The sequence below is a fragment of the Streptomyces griseoviridis genome (assembly GCF_005222485.1).
Lineage (GTDB): Bacteria > Actinomycetota > Actinomycetes > Streptomycetales > Streptomycetaceae > Streptomyces > Streptomyces hintoniae.
Genome location: NZ_CP029078.1, coordinates 3,583,489 through 3,599,945 on the forward strand (window position 1 = coordinate 3,583,489; position 16,457 = coordinate 3,599,945).

Consider the following 16,457-nt stretch of genomic DNA (forward strand, 5'->3'; position numbering starts at 1 on the left):
GACGTCAGAACACTTTGCCGGGGTTGAGGATGCCGAGCGGGTCGAAGACCTGCTTGATCTGGCGCTGGAGTTCGAGGCCGACCGGTCCGATCTCCCGCGCCAGCCACTCCTTCTTCAGGACGCCCACGCCGTGCTCGCCGGTGATGGTGCCGCCGAGCTGGAGGCCGAGCGCCATGATCTCGTCGAAGGACGCGCGGGCCCTGCGGGTCTCGTCGGGGTCGGCCGCGTCGAAGCAGACGGTGGGGTGGGTGTTGCCGTCGCCCGCGTGCGCGCAGACCCCGATGGTGAGGCGGTGCTTCTCGGCGATGCGCTCGATGCCGTCGAGGAGGTCGCCGAGGCGTGAGCGGGGCACGCACACGTCGTCGATCATCGTGGTGCCCTTGACCGCCTCCAGGGCGGGCAGGGCCGACCTGCGGGCCTGGAGGAGCAGTTCGGACTCGGCCTGGTCGTCGGCGGGCACCACCTCGGTGGCGCCGGCGGCCTCGCACAGGGCGCCGACGGCGGCGAGGTCGGCGGCCGGGTCGGGGGTGTCGAAGGCGGCCAGGAGGAGGGCCTCGGTGGTCTCCGGGAGGCCCATGTGCGTGAGGTCGTTGACGGCCTTGACCGTGGTGCGGTCCATCAGTTCGAGGAGCGAGGGGACATGGCCGCCCGCCATGATCCGGCAGACGGCGTCGCAGGCGGCCTTCGCGGAGGGGAACTCGGCGGCCAGCACGAGCTGCCGGGGCGGCTGCGGCTTCAGGGCGAGGACGGCGCGGACGACGACGCCGAGGGAGCCCTCGGAGCCGACGAACAGCCGGGTGAGGTCGTATCCGGCGACGCCCTTGGCGGTGCGGCGCCCGGTGGACATCAGCCGGCCGTCGGCGAGGACGACGTCGAGGCCGAGGACGTACTCGGCGGTGACGCCGTACTTGACGCAGCACAGGCCGCCGGAGGCGGTGCCGATGTTGCCGCCGATCGTGCACGTCTCCCAGCTGGAGGGGTCGGGCGGATAGGTGAGGCCGTGGGCGGCGACCGCGCGGGAGAGCGTCGCGTTGACGACGCCGGGTTCGACGACGGCGATCCGGTCGACCGGGTCGATCTCCAGGATGCGGTCCATCCGGACGAGGGAGAGGACGACGCAGCCGTCGGTGGCGTTGGCGGCTCCTGACAGCCCGGTGCGGGCGCCCTGCGGGACCACCGGGACCCGCAGCTCGGAGGCGACCCGCAGGACGTGCTGCACCTGCTCGACGGTGCGCGGCAGGACGACGACGGCGGGCGCCCCCGCCGGGCAGAAGCTCGCCATGTCGGTGGCGTAGGAGGCCGTGACGTCCGGGTCGGTGAGCACGGTCTCGGCGGGCAGACCGGTGAGCAGGCGGTCGACGAGGTTGCCGGTGTCTTCGTCACGGGGCGCTTCGATGCGGCTCATGATCACAGCGTCGCACCCGGGGCCATCGGTGTGAACCCCGTCGGCACCGACCGCAGCGTGACCGGACAGCTCGTCGTATTGACGCACAGTGAAGGGCATGGAGAACGAGCGGGATGTCCGGACATTGGACCGGCCGGGTGGCCTGGCCGGCGGGCCGCTGGGGAACCTGGCCGCGGGAGGCGAGCCGCCCGGGCGACGGCGGCGCGGCCGGTGGATCGCCGCCGGGGTCGTCGCGAGCCTGCTCGTGGGCTGCGGCGTCGTCCTGTGGCCCGCGCGCAGCGGGCCGAAGGAGCCGCCCGAACCCGCCCCCGGAACCCAGGCCCTGGCCGCCGTCGCCCTCGGCGTGCCCGCCTCGCTGCCCGACCTCGCTGTACTGATCGGGCAGCGGGAGGCCGAGGTCAAGGCCCGTCCGCAGGACGCCCACGCGTGGGCCGTCCTCGGCTCCGCGTACGTCGAACGGGGACGGCGGACCGCCGACGCGGCGAACTACCCGCGGGCCGAGCGGGCGCTGCGCGCCTCCCTGAAGGCGCGGCCCCGCGGCAACGCGGACGCGCTGGGCGGGCTCGCGGCGCTCGCCAACGCCCGACGGGACTTCCGGGCGGCGCGGACATGGGGCGAGGCCGCCCTGAAGGCCGACCCGAAGCGGTGGACGACATACCCGCTGCTGCTGGACGCCTACACCGGGCTCGGCGACTACAAGGCGACCGGGCGGACCCTGGACAAGCTGTCCGAACTGCGTTCAGGGCCGGCCGGGTTGGCGCGGATCGGCGCCGTGTACCGGGACCGCGGCTGGCGCGAGGACGCGGCTGCCTCCCTCGCCGACGCGGCGGCGGGCGCCGCCACCCCGGCCGAACAGGCGGCGTGGCTGGAGCGGGCCGGGCAGCTGTCCTGGGAGCGCGGCGAACGCGAGGAGGCGCTCAGCCACTTCGACGAGGCGGTACGGCTCGACCCCGACCAGCGGGCCGCGCAGGCCGGGCAGGGCCGGGCGCTGGCGGCCCTCGGCCGTACGACGGAGGCGCTGAACGCCTACCGGGTGGCGCTCGCCGGGCAGCCGAGCCCGCGCTACGCACTCGAACTGGGCGAGCTGTACGAGTCGTTGGGGCTGGTGCAGGCGGCGAAGGTGGAGTACGACCTGCTGCGGGCCCGGGTGCGGGCCGGGGCGGCGGGCGGGGTGGACGACGAGCTGGTGCTCGGCGTGTTCGAGTCCGACCACGGGGACCCGTGGGCCGCGCTGCGCAGGCTGCGGACCGAGTGGCGGCGCCAGCCCGGCATCGAGGTGGCCGACGCGCTCGGCTGGGCGCTGCACCGCACCGGCGACGACAAGGAGGCGCTGCGGTTCGCCACGGCCGCCACCGACAAGGCGCACGGCGGCGGGGTGCGCAGCGCGCTGTACGTGTACCACCGGGGCATCATCGAGCGGGAGGTGGAGCGGTACGGTCCGGCCCGCCGCCATCTCCAGGAGGCGCTGCGCATCAACCCGCACTTCTCGCCGCTGCGGGTGCCGCTGGCCCGGCAGGCGCTGGCCGCCCTGGGCGACGTCCCGGACGAGCCGGTGCCGACGGGCGCGTCCACGGTCCCGGCCGCGCCGCCCGCGTCCTGACGGTGATCGGCTGGGGCCTGGCGGTGATCGGCTGGGGCCTGGCGGCGGTCGGGGCTGGGGTCAGGGGGCTGCGGTCAGGGGCCCGTGGTCACGGGGTCTGCTTCTTGACGTACACGGAGAAGCGGCGGGCGCCCTCGTCCCCCGAGGCCAGGCCGAGGCAGAGCCACGGGGTCGGCAGTCTGCGGATCGCGACGCCCTCCGGTTCGCGGAAACTCAAGGAGTACCCGGCCTCCGTGCGGCTGCGCTGGAGCAGGGCGCCGGTGGTGGCGTCGAGCCGGGAGAGGTAGGTGTCGCCGTGCCCCGAGGGCGGGTTGGTGCGGGCGTTGTAGGCGGAGCCGGCGACCTGGTAGAGGAAGTCGCCGTGCAGCGCGTAGCCCTGGAAGGGGGCGCCCGCGACGGGGTGCGCGCCGGTCTGCGGGAAGTCGGCGAGCGGGTCGCCGTAGTCGCGGGCCACGAAGGCGTCGAGGTCCCAGATCCGGTAGCGGGGCACCCCGGCCGCGCGGTAGCGGACGGCTATCCGGCGCGAGGCCATGCAGACGGCCGGCTGGTTGTTGGTCGAGCCGGCGATCGGGTGTCTGATCGCCACGTCGGCACCGGTGCGGACGGCGCCCGCGGCGAAGTGGAAGCGGGTGACGCCCTGGCCGTAGCCGCCGTCGGCGTCCGCCTCGGTCCAGATCCAGACGGTGCCGTCGGGTTCGTTCTGCACCCCGACGCTGACGCCGTGCCCGAAGCCGCGCAGATACATGGCGCCCAGGCGCTTGCCCTGGTAGTCGAGCCTGTTCAGGCAAAGGTCGCCGGCCGCGTGGCCGGTGCGGGTGATCTGCAGGACGTACAGGTGCTTGTGCACCTCGTCGAAGGCGAACGACTGGAGCACCGTCGGCTCCAGCAGTGTGCCCTTCCGCCACAGCCAGCGCACGGCCGGTGCGGCGAGGTCGATGGGTTGGGCCACGGTCTGCTCCCGGCGGTAGCGCGGGCACCCGTGCGGTGCCCGCGCCTCCATCAGAGCGTCAAGTGGCCCTCAGTGCTTGCGGTTTGCCTCGGAAACCTCGGCAGCCACAGGCGTTTCACAGGTTTCCGCGTCGCTCCTGCTCGCGCTCGATCGCCTCGAAGAGGGCCTTGAAGTTGCCCTTCCCGAAGCCCAACGAGCCGTGCCGCTCGATGAGTTCGAAGAACACGGTCGGCCGGTCCTGGACCGGCTTGGTGAAGATCTGGAGCAGATAGCCGTCCTCGTCGCGGTCGGCGAGGATCTTCAGCTCGCGCAGGGTGTCCACCGGCACCCGGGTGTCGCCGACCCACTCGCCGAGGGTGTCGTAGTAGGAGTCCGGGGTGTCGAGGAACTGGACACCGGCCTCGCGCATGGTGCGGACGGTCTCGACGATGTCGTTCGTGTTGAGCGCGATGTGCTGGACGCCCGCGCCGCCGTAGAACTCCAGGTACTCGTCGATCTGGGACTTCTTCTTCGCGACGGCCGGCTCGTTGATCGGGAACTTGACCTTGAGCGTGCCGTCCGCGACGACCTTCGACATCAGGGCGCTGTACTCGGTGGCGATGTCGTCGCCCACGAACTCCTTCATGTTCGTGAAGCCCATGACGTTGTTGTAGAACGCGACCCACTCGTTCATCCGGCCGAGTTCGACGTTGCCCACACAGTGGTCGATGGCCTGGAAGGTGCGGCGGGCGGGCTGCGCGGCGATCGGGCTCGCGGCGGTGAAGCCGGGCAGGTAGGGGCCCGTGTAGCCGGTGCGCTCCACCAGCGTGTGGCGGGTCTCGCCGTAGGTGGCTATCGCGGCGAGGACGACCGTGCCGTGCTCGTCCTTCACCTCGTGCGGCTCGACCAGCGGGCGGGCGCCGCGCTCGACGGCGTGCGCGAAGGCGCGGCGGGCGTCCGGGACCTCCAGGGCGAGGTCGACGACACCGTCGCCGTGCTCGGCGACGTGCCGGGCGAGGAACTCGCCCCAGGGGGTGGCGGGCTTGATGACGGAGGTGAGGACGAAACGGGCCGAGCCGTTCTCCAGGACGTAGCTGGCGGTCTCGCGGCTGCCGTTCTCCGGTCCCGAGTACGCGACCAGCCGCATGCCGAAGGCGGTGGAGTAGTAGTGCGCCGCCTGCTTGGCGTTGCCGACGGCGAAGACGACCGCGTCCATTCCCTTGACCGGGAAGGGGTCGGCCTGCCGGGCGGTCGTCTCGGGAGTGTGCTGTGTGGTCTGCGTCATAGCGAAAGCGTGTGGCCGGTTCGCAAGGTGCGCAACAGTTCGCGTTTTCACTGGTCAATATGCTCGGCAGAATGGGGGTGGGGGCGACCTTTCTGTACAGGATGACCATCATCGGAGGGTGCTGTGACGATCGACCGGCTGGACGGACGCATCATCGTGCTGCTGGCGAGGGAGCCCCGGATCGGGGTGCTGGAGATGTCCCGGCGGCTCGGCGTGGCCCGGGGCACGGCGCAGGCGCGGCTCGACCGGCTTCAGTCGAACGGAGTCATCAGGGGATTCGGTCCGCAGGTCGACCCGGCGGCCCTCGGCTACCCGGTCACCGCCTTCGCCACCCTGGAGATCCGGCAGGGCCAAGGCCCCGACGTACGCGCCCACTTGGCGGGGGTGCCCGAGGTCCTCGAACTGCACACCACCACCGGCAGCGGCGACATGCTGTGCCGGCTGGTGGCCCGCTCCAACGCCGATCTCCAACGGGTCATCGACCGGGTTGTCGGTTTTGATGGGATCGTCCGGGCCGCCACCGCGATCGTGATGGAGAACCCCGTTCCGCTGCGGATCATCCCGCTGGTGGAACAGGCGGCCGAGGACGCCGACCGGACATGACCGGCTGGACATGACCGGCAGGGCCTGGCCATCAGGTTCTGACCGTTGGGGCCTGGCCATCAGGTTCTGACCGGCAGGGCTTGATTGGCAGGGCTTGACCGGCAGGGCTTGATTGGCAGGGCTTGACCGGCAGGGCTTGATCGTCAGACCTGACCGCAAGGACGTAGCCGCAACGACTCGGCCGACAGGGCTCGGCCGACCAGAGCCGGGGGTGAACGCGGGTGAACTTCTGGGACTACCTCGGCGCCCGGCACGAACAACTCCTCACGGACGCGTATCAACACGCCAGCGCCGTCTTCCAGTGCATGGTCGTGGCCACCCTGATCGGCGTCCTGATCGGCGTCCTCACCTACCGCAGCGACTGGGCAGGCAACCTCGCCACCACCGCCACCTCCACGATCCTGACCGTCCCCTCGCTCGCCATGATCGGCCTGCTCATCCCGATCGTCGGCCTCGGCGTACCGCCCACCGTGATCTCCCTGACCCTGTACGGGCTGCTGCCGATCGTGCGCAACGCGATCGTCGGACTCCGCGGCGTCGACCCGTCCCTGGTGGACGCCGCCCGCGGCATCGGCATGTCCCGGGTGATGCGGCTGCTGCGGGTCGAGCTGCCGCTCGCCTGGCCGCCGATCCTCACCGGCATCCGGGTCTCCACCCAGATGCTGATGGGCATCGCCGCCATCGCCGCCTACGCGTCCGGGCCCGGCCTCGGCAACGAGATCTTCCGCGGCATCGCCTCACTGGGCAGCAGGAACGCGCTCAACCAGGTACTCGCGGGCACCCTCGGCATCATCGTCCTGGCCCTGCTGTTCGACGCCGCGTACGTCCTGCTCGGACGGCTGACCATCTCCAGGGGGATCCGTGCCTGACGAGACACCCACCACCGGGGCGACCATCGAACTGGAGAACCTCACCAAGCGCTACCCCGGCAACCCGAGCCCCGCCGTCGACAACGTCAACATGGAGATCAAGGCGGGCGAGATCGTCATCTTCGTCGGCCCCTCGGGGTGCGGGAAGTCGACCACCCTCAAGATGATCAACCGGCTGATCGAGCCGACCGGCGGCCGGATCAGGATCGGCGGCGAGGACGTCACCGGCATCGACCCGGTGAAGCTGCGCCGCAAGGTCGGCTACGCCATCCAGTCGGCCGGCCTCTTCCCGCACATGACCGTCGCCCAGAACATCAGCCTGGTACCGCGGATGATCGGCTGGTCCTCCGCCAGGACCAAGGCCCGGGTGGAGGAACTCCTCGACCTGGTCGGGCTCGACCCCGGCGAGTTCCGGGGCCGCTACCCGCGCCAGCTCTCCGGCGGCCAGCAGCAGCGCGTCGGCGTGGCCCGAGCGCTCGCCGCCGACCCGCCCGTCCTGCTGATGGACGAGCCGTTCGGCGCCGTCGACCCGATCACCCGCGACCACCTCCAGGACGAACTGATCCGGCTCCAGCACGAGTTGCACAAGACCATCGTCTTCGTCACCCACGACTTCGACGAGGCCATCAAACTCGGCGACCGGATCGCCGTCCTGCGCGAGCACTCCCACATCGCCCAGTTCGACACCCCGGAGGCGATCCTCACCAACCCGGCCGACGACTTCGTCTCCGGGTTCGTCGGCGCGGGCGCCGCCCTCAAACGGCTCAACCTCACCCGGGTGCGGGACGTCGAGATCACCGACTACCCGACCGTCACCGTCGACGACCCGCTCCAGTCCATCTTCAACCGGCTGCGGGAGAGCGGCACCAACGAGATCCTGCTCCTCGACAAGCGCGGCCGCCCCTACAAGTGGCTGCGCCGCGGCGACCTCATGCGGGCCAGGGGCTCACTCGCCCGCGCCGGCACCCTCGTCCACGACACCGTGACCCGTGACGCCACCCTGCGCGACGCCCTCGAAGCCGTGCTCACCGACAACGCCGGACGGGTCGCGGTGACCGGACGGCGCGGCGAGTACACCGGCGTCGTCGACATGGAGACCCTCATGAACTCCGTGCACGAACTGCTCGACGCCGACCGCCTCGAAGCCATGGAGCACCAGCACGAGTTGGAGGAGGCCCGCACCGAGCGCACCCACGCCGAGCAGGAGGGCGGCGAAGAGGGGACCGAGCGATGAGCGGGCCCGCGCCGCGCCGGCCCTCCGGCGAACACGACGTCAAAGGGCTCGCCTTCCGCGACGAGGGCGAGGCCGAACAGGAGGCCCCGCCCCCCTCCCCCGCCCGGCCCGGGCGCCGGATCACCTGGCAGCGGCTGACCATCCTGCCCGCGTTCCTGATCGCGCTGCTGCTGGCGACCTGGCTCTGGTTCAAGCAGGCCGACCTGGACGCGATCTCCAGGAACGCTCTCTCCCACGGGCAGGTCTCCAAAGCCCTCTGGCAGCAGATCGAACTCGTCGCGATCTCCACGTTCTTCGTGCTGATCATCGCGATCCCGCTGGGCATCCTGCTGACCCGCCGGACGTTCCAGAAGGCCACCCCGGTCGCCACGGCCTTCGCCAACATGGGCCAGGCGACCCCCGCGATCGGGCTCCTCGCCCTGCTGGTGATCTGGCTCGGCACCGGCATGAGAGCCGCCCTGATCGGCATCATCATCTACGCCGTGCTGCCCGTGCTGTCGAACACCATCGCCGGCCTGCGCGCCAACGACCCCACCCTGCTGGAAGCCGCCCGCGGCATCGGCATGTCCCCGCTCGGCGTGCTGCGCCGGGTCGAACTCCCGCTGGCCGTACCGCTGATCCTGGCCGGCGTGCGCACCGCGCTGGTCCTCAACGTCGGCACCGCGACGCTCGCCACGTTCGGCGGGGGCGGCGGGCTCGGGGTACTGATCACCACCGGCATCACCAACCAGCGGATGCCGGTCCTGGTCCTCGGCTCGATCCTCACCGTGTCCCTCGCCCTGCTCGTCGACTGGCTCGCCTCCCTGGCCGAACTCCTGTTGCGGCCACGCGGGTTGGAGGTGGAGGCGTGAGCCGGGCGGGCGGTCGGCGAGTGGGCGGGCGGCGAGTCGGCGGGCGGCGGGTCGGCGGGATGCTGTGGGGCGGGCGTCCGTGGGCCTGGCGCGCGGTGTCGTTCTCCGTCTGCGGGGCCCTCGTCGCCGTCTCCGGCTGCGGGCTGACCAGCGGCTCACCCATGGTCGACGACGTCCAACCCGGCACCCTCGGGCAGGGGCAGCCCCTGAAGGGCGCCCACCTCACCGTCACCTCCAAGGAGTTCACCGAGCAACTGATCCTCGGCGCGATGATGGGCATCGCCTTCGAGGCGGCCGGCGCGGAGGTGCTGGACCGCACCGGCATCCAGGGGTCCATCGGCGCCCGCGAAGCCGTCAAGAGCGGCGAGGCGACCGGCATGTACGAGTACACCGGCACCGCCTGGATCACCTACCAGGGCAACAGCAAGCCCATCCCGAACCCGGACGCGCAGTGGCGGGCGGTACGGGCCGCGGACCTGCGGAACGGGCTGACCTGGCTCGCGCCGTCCGCCCTGAACAACACCTACGCCCTCGCCATGAACGAGGCCAACCACAAGAAGTACGGCACCGGCACCCTCTCCGAGGTGGCCGCGCTCGCCAAGAAGGACCCCGGCGCCGTCACCCTCTGCGTGGAGAGCGAGTTCGCCAACCGGGCCGACGGGCTGCCCGGCATGGAGAAGACGTACGGGATGAGCCTGCCCGCGAAGAACATCACCCAGATGGACACCGGGATCATCTACACCCAGGCCGCGAAGGGCAGTTGCACCTACGGCGAGGTCTTCACCACCGACGGGCGCATCAAGTCGATGCACCTGGTGGTGATGGCCGACGACAAGAAGTTCTTCCCCAACTACAACGCGGCCCCCGAGATCAACTCCAAGGCCCTGAAGGAGCATCCGGCGATCGCCGAAGTCCTCGCCCCTCTCACCAGGAAGCTCGACAACACCGTCGCGCAGACCCTGAACGCGAAGGTCGACGTCGACGGGCAGGACCCGCACGACGTGGCACTCGACTGGATGAAGCGGGAAGGGCTCGTGAAGGCGGGCTGAGCCGGGGCGTCGGGGCGGGGCGGGGCTCGGCGGGGGTGGGGCTCGGCCGGGGCGGGGCTCGGCGGGGGCGGGGCTCGGCGGGGGCGGGGCTCGGCGGGGGCGGGGCTCGGCGGGGGCGGGGTGCGGTCTCTTCGCTTCAGCAGGTCGGGACTGTGCCCTTGCCCTTCGACAGCGCCGTGAGTGCGCTCACCGCGCTCTTGAGCGTGGTCACCGGGACCAGCCGCAGCCCCTTGGGCAGCTCCGACCTGGCGTCCGCGCACTCCGCCCGCGGCACCAGGAACACGGTGGCACCGTCCCGGCGCGCGGCCATCGTCTTCAACGGCACCCCGCCGACCGCGCCGACCTTCCCGTCGTCGCCGATCGTGCCGGTGCCCGCGATGGTCCGGCCGCCGGTGAGGTCACCCTCGGAGCCGTCGCCGTTCAGCTTGTCGATGATGCCCAGGGTGAACATGAGGCCCGCGCTCGGGCCGCCGACGTCGGCCAGCTTCAGGGTGACCTTGACGTCCTTGTCCTGGAGGTGGAGGTAGTCGAGAGCGGCCCGGGTCGCCGCGTCCTGGGACTCCTTCATCTGCGCGGTGTTGTGCTGCTCGATCTCCTTGGTGCTGTCGCCGCTCGGGTACACCGCGTCGTGCGGCATCACCGCCCGGTCGGTCGAGAACCACGCGTCGACCACCTGACCGAGCGAGATCCTCGTGTCCGGGTTGGTCGCCTCGATCGTCGTCATCCGCAGCTGGCCGGTGGTCGTCCGGGTCTTCGCACCCTCGATGGTGATCACTTCGGTGCCCTTGTTCTTGCCGAGCACGTCCGCCGTGATGCCGGGCTGCGCCAGCGCGAACGGCAACGGCGCGAACACCGCGGTGGCCAGCAGCGCCACGACGGGCAGAGCACAGACGGCGAGGGCCCAGGGGCGCGTGAGACGAGAGAGCACGGGATCAATCTAACGTGACGGGGGGCGCGGGGCGGTTGCGTGGTGGGGGGTGGGGGGCGGGGGTGGTTGTGCGGTGGGGGGCGGGTGCGGGTGCGGGGGGGCGGGGGCTCCCGGTGGGGTCGGGGTCGCGGGGGTGCGGCGAATCCGCCGCTTGATGGGCCCTTTGGTCGCTCTGTGCTGTTGAACTGGGGTGGTGACCGGGTACGCGGCGGATTGCGCCGCACCCCCGCGACCCACTCCCGGCCGGTGGGCGGGGCTCAGCGCAGGGCCTCTGCCACCTCGCGGGCCGCGTCCATCACTCGGGGGCCCACCCGCTCCGGTACGGCGTCGGCGAGCATCACCACGCCGACGCTGCCCTCCACTCCGGTGACGCCGAGCAGCGGGGCGGCGGCGCCGCTCGCGCCGGCCTCCAGTTCACCGTGGGTGAGGGTGTAGCCCGGGTCGCCCGGTGGCTGGGAGCGCGCGGCGAGGATCGCCCGGCCCGCGGCACCCCGGTCCAGGGGGTGGCGGAACCCGGCCCGATACGCCACGTGGTAGTCGGTCCAGGTCGGCTCGACGACGGCCACGGCCAGCGCGTCGGAGCCGTCGACCAGGGTGAGGTGGGCGGTCGCCCCTATGTCCTCGGCCAGTGAGCGGAGGGCGGGCAGCGCGGCCTCTCTGACCAGGGGATGGACCTGTCGGCCCAGGCGCAGCACACCGAGCCCTACCCGGGCCCGGCCGCCTAGGTCGCGGCGGACGAGCGTGTGCTGTTCCAGCGTGGCGAGCAACCGGTAGACCACGGTCCGGTTGACGCCCAGTCGATGCGAAAGCTCGGTGACGGTCAGCCCGTGGTCGGTGTCGGCCAGCAGCTTGAGGACGCGCAGTCCCCGGTCGAGCGTCTGAGAGGTCTCCGCGGTCACGACGCCCACTCCTCCAAGTGGTGAGGTCGGCGTCCCCCGGAGCGGCGATTGCGCCGCCGAGTCCCGTCGGCGACGCGCTTCAGAGGCCGCCGATCGGCCGGCGGCCCGGCCTGGTGGCGGGCCGCGTCGCTTCACGGCTGCGCTCCGCGGCGGCGCTGCCACGGGGCGTGTGCGTAGCGGGACAGTAGCGAAGCGGGTTCGCTCAGCGGAAGGCTCCGTCCAGAATCCGGTCACTGGCCGGTACGGACCACCATGATTTGCCCCGATATCGACTGACGCCGTCTTCAAGGGTGTGGTGGGTCGCGGCGGGCTACCTCATCCGGGTCGCCCACTCCTGCACCTTCGCCACCCGTTGGCGCAACTGGCCCGCCGTCGCCTCCGCGCTGGGCGGTCCCCCGCACACCCGCCGCAGCTCCGTGTGGATCACTCCGTGCGGCTTGCCGCTCTGGTGCACGTACGCGCTGACCATCGTGTTGAGCTGCTTGCGCAACTCCATCATCTCCTTGTGGGAGACGACGGGCCGCCGCTCGGCGGGCAGTTCGAGAAGGTCCGCCTCGTCGTCCGGCTTCTTGCGGCTGTGCGCGATCTGCCGCGCCTGCCGCTTCTGGAGCAGCATCTGCACCTGGTCAGGCTCCAACAGGCCGGGAATGCCGAGGTAGTCCTGCTCCTCCTCGCTGCCCGGGTGCGCCTGCATGCCGAACTCGGCGCCGTCGTAGAGGACCCGGTCGAAGACGGCCTCGGACTCCAGCGCCTCGAAGGAGAACTGCTCCTGCTCGCCGGTGTCCTCGTCCTGCTCCTTGTTCGCCTCCTCCATCTCCTTCTCGGACTCGGCGTACGGGTCCTCCTCGCCGTCCTTCTTGGGCTTGTCGAGGGCGTGGTCGCGCTCGACCTCCATCTCGTTGGCGAAGGTGAGCAGGTCGGGGACGGTCGGCAGGAACACCGACGCCGTCTCGCCGCGCCGTCTCGACCGCACGAAACGGCCCACGGCCTGGGCGAAGAAGAGGGGCGTGGAGATCGTCGTCGCGTAGACCCCGACGGCCAGCCGGGGCACGTCGACGCCCTCGGACACCATGCGGACGGCGACCATCCAGCGGTCGGTCGAGGCGCTGAAGTCGTCGATGCGCCGGGAGGCTCCGGTGTCGTCGGACAGGACGACGGTGGCCTTGGTGCCGGTGATCTCGCGGATGAGCTTGGCGTAGGCGCGCGCGGAGTCCTGGTCGGTGGCGATGACGAGGGCGCCGGCGTCCGGGATGCCCTTCCTGACCTCGGTCAGCCGCTGGTCGGCGGCGCGCAGCACGCTGGGCATCCACTCGCCGCGCGCGTCGAGCGCGGTCCGCCAGGCCTGGCTGACGGCGTCCTTGGTCATCGGCTCGCCGAGCCGGGCGGCGATCTCGTCGCCCGCCTTGGTGCGCCAGCGCATGTTGCCGCTGTAGGAGAGGAAGATGACCGGCCGGACGACGCCGTCCGAGAGCGCGGATCCGTAGCCGTACGTGTAGTCGGCGGCGGAGCGCCGGATGCCGGCGTTGTCCTCCTCGTACGTCACGAAGGGGATCGGGTTGGTGTCGGAGCGGAACGGCGTGCCGGTGAGCGCGAGCCGCCGGGTGGCCGGCTCGAACGCCTCGAGGCAGGCCTCGCCCCAGGACTTGGAGTCACCGGCGTGGTGGATCTCGTCGAGGATCACCAGGGTCTTGCGCTGCTCGCTGCGGTTGCGGTGCAGCATGGGCCGGACGCCGACACCGGCGTAGGTGACGGCGATCCCGTCGTAGTCCTTGCCGAGCGGGCCCGCGCTGTACTCGGGGTCGAGCTTGATCCCTATGCGCGCGGCGGCCTCGGCCCACTGCTTCTTCAGGTGCTCGGTCGGCGCGACCACGGTCACCTGCTGCACGACGTGGTGGTGCAGCAGCCAGGAGGCGAGGGTGAGCGCGAAGGTCGTCTTGCCCGCGCCCGGGGTCGCCACCGCGAGGAAGTCCCGTGGCTGCTCCTGGATGTACTTCTCCATCGCGCCCTGCTGCCAGGCGCGCAGCTTGCTGGCGGTACCCCACGGGGCGCGGCCGGGGAAGGCCGGGGAGAGGTGGTGGGAGTGGGAGGAGGAAGCGGCGGTGGTAGTCACGGTCTCCGTAGCAAGGGGGTCGGGCGGTCCGCGAACCGGGCGGCCGGTTCACGCACGTCTACGTATGACAACCGGGCCACCCTACCGGCGCCCCGCCCCCGCCCACGCGCGGACAAGCCAGGGAGGCGGGCGGTTGGGACTCACGTCACAGCCGCCCGGGAACCGCCCCGCGAGCGGCCCGCCCCGGGGCACACCGTGGTGACCTGGGCGGATGCCGCCGCGCGCTACGGCTGTGCGGTGCGCGCGGGATCGGTGACCCGGGTGGCGACCCAGGCGCCGGCCAGGGCCACGGCCGCCATCGGGAGGAAGACGGCGGCGAAGGCGGCCGGGTGGGAGCCGGTGCCGGTCGCCGTGGTGGCGGTGTGCGCCACCGTGCCGCCGCCGAGCGCGGCGAAGGCCGCGCCGCCCGCCGCGAGGAGGACGACGTTGGAGAGGCCGTCGGAGATCTGGAGGGCGGCGGAGTTGGCGCCGGCCTGCTCGGGGGCGGAGAGCCGCAGCATCATGACGCTGCTGGAGGCGATGACCAGGCCCATGCCGAGGCAGCCGAAGGCCCAGGCGACGGCGACGATCCAGACCGGCACGGCCGGGATGAGCACGCTCGGCGCGGCGGCGACCGCCGCGGCGACCAGCACCATCCCGCCGGTCATCAGCCGCACCCGGTACGGCTGCATCCGGGTCCGCGCCTGCACCCAGGAGCCGAGCGCCCAGGTGACGCCGCCCGCGGCCAGCGAGAACCCGGCGAGCGTCGGCGACAGCCCCCGCTGGGTGACGAGCATCAGCGGGACGAAGGACTCCGCGGCGATGAACGACCCGGCGGCGACCCCGCGCAGCAGCACGACGGACGGCAGTCCGCGGGCCGCCCGGTAGGTGCCGCGCGGGAGCAGGCCGAGGACGGCGGGCACGAGCAGGGCGACGCCCGCGATGCCGGGGACGACGGAGATCCAGCTCAGTTCCTGGGCCGCGTACTGGAGGAGTCCGGCGCCGAGGGAGATGCCGAGGGCGAGCCGGATGCGCCGCCGGTCGAGGGCGGGGTCGGCCGGCCCTGCGGGGGCGGGGGACGCGGCGAGCCGGCGCATCTGCGGCAGCGCGAGGCCCATCGGCAGCAGCACCAGCACGGGTATCCCGAGGAACACCCAGCGCCAGCCGAGGTGTTCGGTCACCGCGCCGGAGGCGAGCGGTCCGACGATGGACGGCACCACCCAGGCGGCGGCGAACGCCGCCATGATCGAGGGCCGCAGCCGCTCCGGGTAGGCCCGTCCGACGACGACGTACAGGGCGACGATGACGAGCCCGCCGCCCAGTCCCTGCACGGCCCGCCCGAGGATGAACAGCCACATGGCCTGGGCGGTCCCGGCGACGACGAGCCCGGCGCCGAACGCCCCGATGCCACCGGCCAGGGCGCCGACGGGGCCGCGCCGGTCGGACCACTGTCCGGCGAGGACCATGCCGAAGAGGCTGGTGGTGAAGTACCCGGAGAAGGCGAAGGCGTAGAGCGAGATCCCGTCCAGCTCGCGGGCCGCTACGGGCATTGCGGTGCCTACGGCGGTCGCTTCGAAGGCGATGAGCAGCACCACGGAGACGATCCCGATGCTGAGGGCCCGATAGGTCCGCCCCAGCACCCCCTGCTCCCCTTGCCCCTCTTGCTTCTCCGCGGTTCCCGCGATTCCGCCCCCGACCACGCTGTCCTGCGACTCAACGACACCCATGGCCGCCAGGGTAAGCGCCGAATCGCACTTTCACCCCTGGCGGAAGACGGTCTCGTCCTGAGCCATTGGTCGTACGACCGCGACCCCGTTTCATGAACGCGGTATGGCAGTCCCGTTGCGTCCCCGCCCGCTCCCTTGCCCCGCCCCCCACCCCTCCGTAACGTCGTCCTCACGAACACGGCCGTGTGCCCGAGTGGCTTAGGGACTCGCCTGCAAAGCGAGGCACGTGGGTTCAATTCCCGCCACGGCCTCAAAGGAGCCCCCTGGTACCCACCAGGGGGCTCCGCCGCGCCCCGGCCTCGGCGGGCGCTCAGACAGCGACCGCCCGCACGATCAACGTCCCGATATGACCGACCGCGGGCGCGGGCAGCACACCGGCCACGGCATCGGCGAAGCCGGCCGCGAGGAGGTGGCTCCGCCAGGTCTCGGGAGGGTGGCTGTAGCGGTAGGTATATCTGGCGGGGCCCGCGAAGCCGCCCTTGTACATGCCCTGCCGGCCGTAGGCCCCGGGGATGGCCGGGGGCTGCGAGAACACGAACACTCCTCCGGGGTTCAGCCTCGGCAGGACGAGGGGGAAGAGAAGTTCCGGGTCGCTGAACCAGGCCGCACCGAAGACGGAGTAGACGGCGTCGTAGGTGCGGGTGTCCGTGCCGAGCCACTCCAGCGCTTCGGCGCACTCGAACACGATCCCGAGGTCCGCCCACCGTTCGCTCGCCGCGGCCACCATGACCGGGGAGAGGTCGATGCCCCGCGCCCGCACCCCGCGCCCGGCGAGATGGGCCAGCGCCCGCCCTGTGCCACAGCCGATCTCCAGCACGCTTGCGGGCTCCCCGAGAAGCTCGACCCCTGGCCCGTGTCCCTGGTACTGCGTCCACCGAAACGCCGGAACGAACTCCGCACCGCCGCCCTTCCACACCGACTCGGCGTAACTGTCCCAGACGGCACGCTCATGATCGAAGTTGTGCACGGACGCCAACGGGGCTCCTCGGA

General features: G+C 72.0%; 14 protein-coding genes and 1 tRNA gene. 7 read left to right on the forward strand and 8 right to left on the reverse strand.

Going from position 1 to position 16,457, the window contains the following annotated elements; translation table 11 throughout:
* Positions 1-4: 4 nt before the first annotated feature.
* Positions 5-1,411 carry an FAD-binding oxidoreductase gene (locus DDJ31_RS15085; RefSeq protein ID WP_127179768.1) on the reverse strand — a complete coding sequence of 469 codons (1,407 nt, stop codon included), beginning with the start codon at positions 1,409-1,411 and terminating at the stop codon, positions 5-7.
* 91 nt (positions 1,412-1,502) lie between these two features.
* Here DDJ31_RS15085 and DDJ31_RS15090 point away from each other — a divergent pair, with 91 nt between their 5' ends.
* Positions 1,503-3,005 (forward strand): tetratricopeptide repeat protein, encoded by a 1,503-nt coding sequence (locus DDJ31_RS15090; RefSeq protein ID WP_127179767.1) that lies wholly within the window; start codon positions 1,503-1,505, stop codon positions 3,003-3,005.
* Between the two features lie 88 nt (positions 3,006-3,093).
* On the opposite strand, the gene DDJ31_RS15095 is transcribed toward DDJ31_RS15090, so the two are convergent.
* Positions 3,094-3,954: a phage baseplate protein gene (locus tag DDJ31_RS15095; protein WP_127179766.1), complete on the reverse strand. Its 861-nt coding sequence runs from the start codon at positions 3,952-3,954 to the stop codon at positions 3,094-3,096.
* A 115-nt stretch (positions 3,955-4,069) separates the two neighbouring features.
* The gene (gene hppD / locus DDJ31_RS15100) at positions 4,070-5,218 is read right to left on the reverse strand and encodes a 4-hydroxyphenylpyruvate dioxygenase (RefSeq protein ID WP_127179765.1); all 1,149 of its coding nucleotides are present in this window, start codon (positions 5,216-5,218) and stop codon (positions 4,070-4,072) included.
* A 123-nt stretch (positions 5,219-5,341) separates the two neighbouring features.
* Between hppD and DDJ31_RS15105 the strand changes: the two genes are divergently transcribed.
* The 5 genes from DDJ31_RS15105 to DDJ31_RS15125 all read left to right on the forward strand — a co-directional run bounded on the left by DDJ31_RS15105 (position 5,342) and on the right by DDJ31_RS15125 (position 9,824).
* On the forward strand, positions 5,342-5,821 hold the full coding sequence (locus DDJ31_RS15105; protein WP_127179764.1) for an Lrp/AsnC family transcriptional regulator: 480 nt from the start codon (positions 5,342-5,344) through the stop codon (positions 5,819-5,821).
* A 221-nt stretch (positions 5,822-6,042) separates the two neighbouring features.
* On the forward strand, positions 6,043-6,690 hold the full coding sequence (locus tag DDJ31_RS15110; protein ID WP_127179763.1) for an ABC transporter permease: 648 nt from the start codon (positions 6,043-6,045) through the stop codon (positions 6,688-6,690).
* Positions 6,683-7,924 carry a betaine/proline/choline family ABC transporter ATP-binding protein gene (locus DDJ31_RS15115; protein ID WP_127179762.1) on the forward strand — a complete coding sequence of 414 codons (1,242 nt, stop codon included), beginning with the start codon at positions 6,683-6,685 and terminating at the stop codon, positions 7,922-7,924. Before DDJ31_RS15110 ends, DDJ31_RS15115 begins: the two co-directional genes overlap by 8 nt.
* Entirely contained in the window at positions 7,921-8,775 is an 855-nt protein-coding gene (locus DDJ31_RS15120; protein WP_127179761.1) for an ABC transporter permease, read from the forward strand. Before DDJ31_RS15115 ends, DDJ31_RS15120 begins: the two co-directional genes overlap by 4 nt.
* A gap of 161 nt (positions 8,776-8,936) precedes the next feature.
* The gene (locus DDJ31_RS15125) at positions 8,937-9,824 is read left to right on the forward strand and encodes a glycine betaine ABC transporter substrate-binding protein (RefSeq protein ID WP_240678430.1); all 888 of its coding nucleotides are present in this window, start codon (positions 8,937-8,939) and stop codon (positions 9,822-9,824) included.
* Between the two features lie 136 nt (positions 9,825-9,960).
* On the opposite strand, the gene DDJ31_RS15130 is transcribed toward DDJ31_RS15125, so the two are convergent.
* The 4 genes from DDJ31_RS15130 to DDJ31_RS15145 form a co-directional block, all read right to left on the reverse strand.
* On the reverse strand, positions 9,961-10,752 hold the full coding sequence (locus DDJ31_RS15130) for a YlbL family protein (protein ID WP_127179760.1): 792 nt from the start codon (positions 10,750-10,752) through the stop codon (positions 9,961-9,963).
* 257 nt (positions 10,753-11,009) lie between these two features.
* The gene (locus tag DDJ31_RS15135; RefSeq protein ID WP_127179759.1) at positions 11,010-11,651 is read right to left on the reverse strand and encodes an IclR family transcriptional regulator; all 642 of its coding nucleotides are present in this window, start codon (positions 11,649-11,651) and stop codon (positions 11,010-11,012) included.
* A gap of 310 nt (positions 11,652-11,961) precedes the next feature.
* Positions 11,962-13,761, reverse strand: a complete 1,800-nt coding sequence (locus tag DDJ31_RS15140; RefSeq protein ID WP_127179758.1) for a DEAD/DEAH box helicase — start codon at positions 13,759-13,761, stop codon at positions 11,962-11,964.
* A gap of 224 nt (positions 13,762-13,985) precedes the next feature.
* On the reverse strand, positions 13,986-15,467 hold the full coding sequence (locus DDJ31_RS15145) for an MFS transporter (RefSeq protein ID WP_127179757.1): 1,482 nt from the start codon (positions 15,465-15,467) through the stop codon (positions 13,986-13,988).
* Between the two features lie 179 nt (positions 15,468-15,646).
* Here DDJ31_RS15145 and DDJ31_RS15150 point away from each other — a divergent pair.
* Positions 15,647-15,718, forward strand: a tRNA-Cys gene (locus DDJ31_RS15150).
* Positions 15,719-15,777: 59 nt separating this feature from the next.
* Here DDJ31_RS15150 and DDJ31_RS15155 read toward each other — a convergent pair.
* On the reverse strand, positions 15,778-16,443 hold the full coding sequence (locus tag DDJ31_RS15155; protein ID WP_127179756.1) for a class I SAM-dependent methyltransferase: 666 nt from the start codon (positions 16,441-16,443) through the stop codon (positions 15,778-15,780).
* Positions 16,444-16,457: the final 14 nt, after the last annotated feature.

What these genes read in the sequence shown, in the direction of transcription:
- DDJ31_RS15090 (WP_127179767.1), top strand. Translation starts at nt 1,503, where the DNA reads ATGGAGAACGAGCGGGATGTCCGGACATTGGACCGGCCGGGTGGCCTG.
- hppD (WP_127179765.1), bottom strand. Translation starts at nt 5,218, where the DNA reads ATGACGCAGACCACACAGCACACTCCCGAGACGACCGCCCGGCAGGCC.
- DDJ31_RS15120 (WP_127179761.1), top strand. Translation starts at nt 7,921, where the DNA reads ATGAGCGGGCCCGCGCCGCGCCGGCCCTCCGGCGAACACGACGTCAAA.
- DDJ31_RS15125 (WP_240678430.1), top strand. Translation starts at nt 8,937, where the DNA reads ATGGTCGACGACGTCCAACCCGGCACCCTCGGGCAGGGGCAGCCCCTG.
- DDJ31_RS15145 (WP_127179757.1), bottom strand. Translation starts at nt 15,467, where the DNA reads ATGGGTGTCGTTGAGTCGCAGGACAGCGTGGTCGGGGGCGGAATCGCG.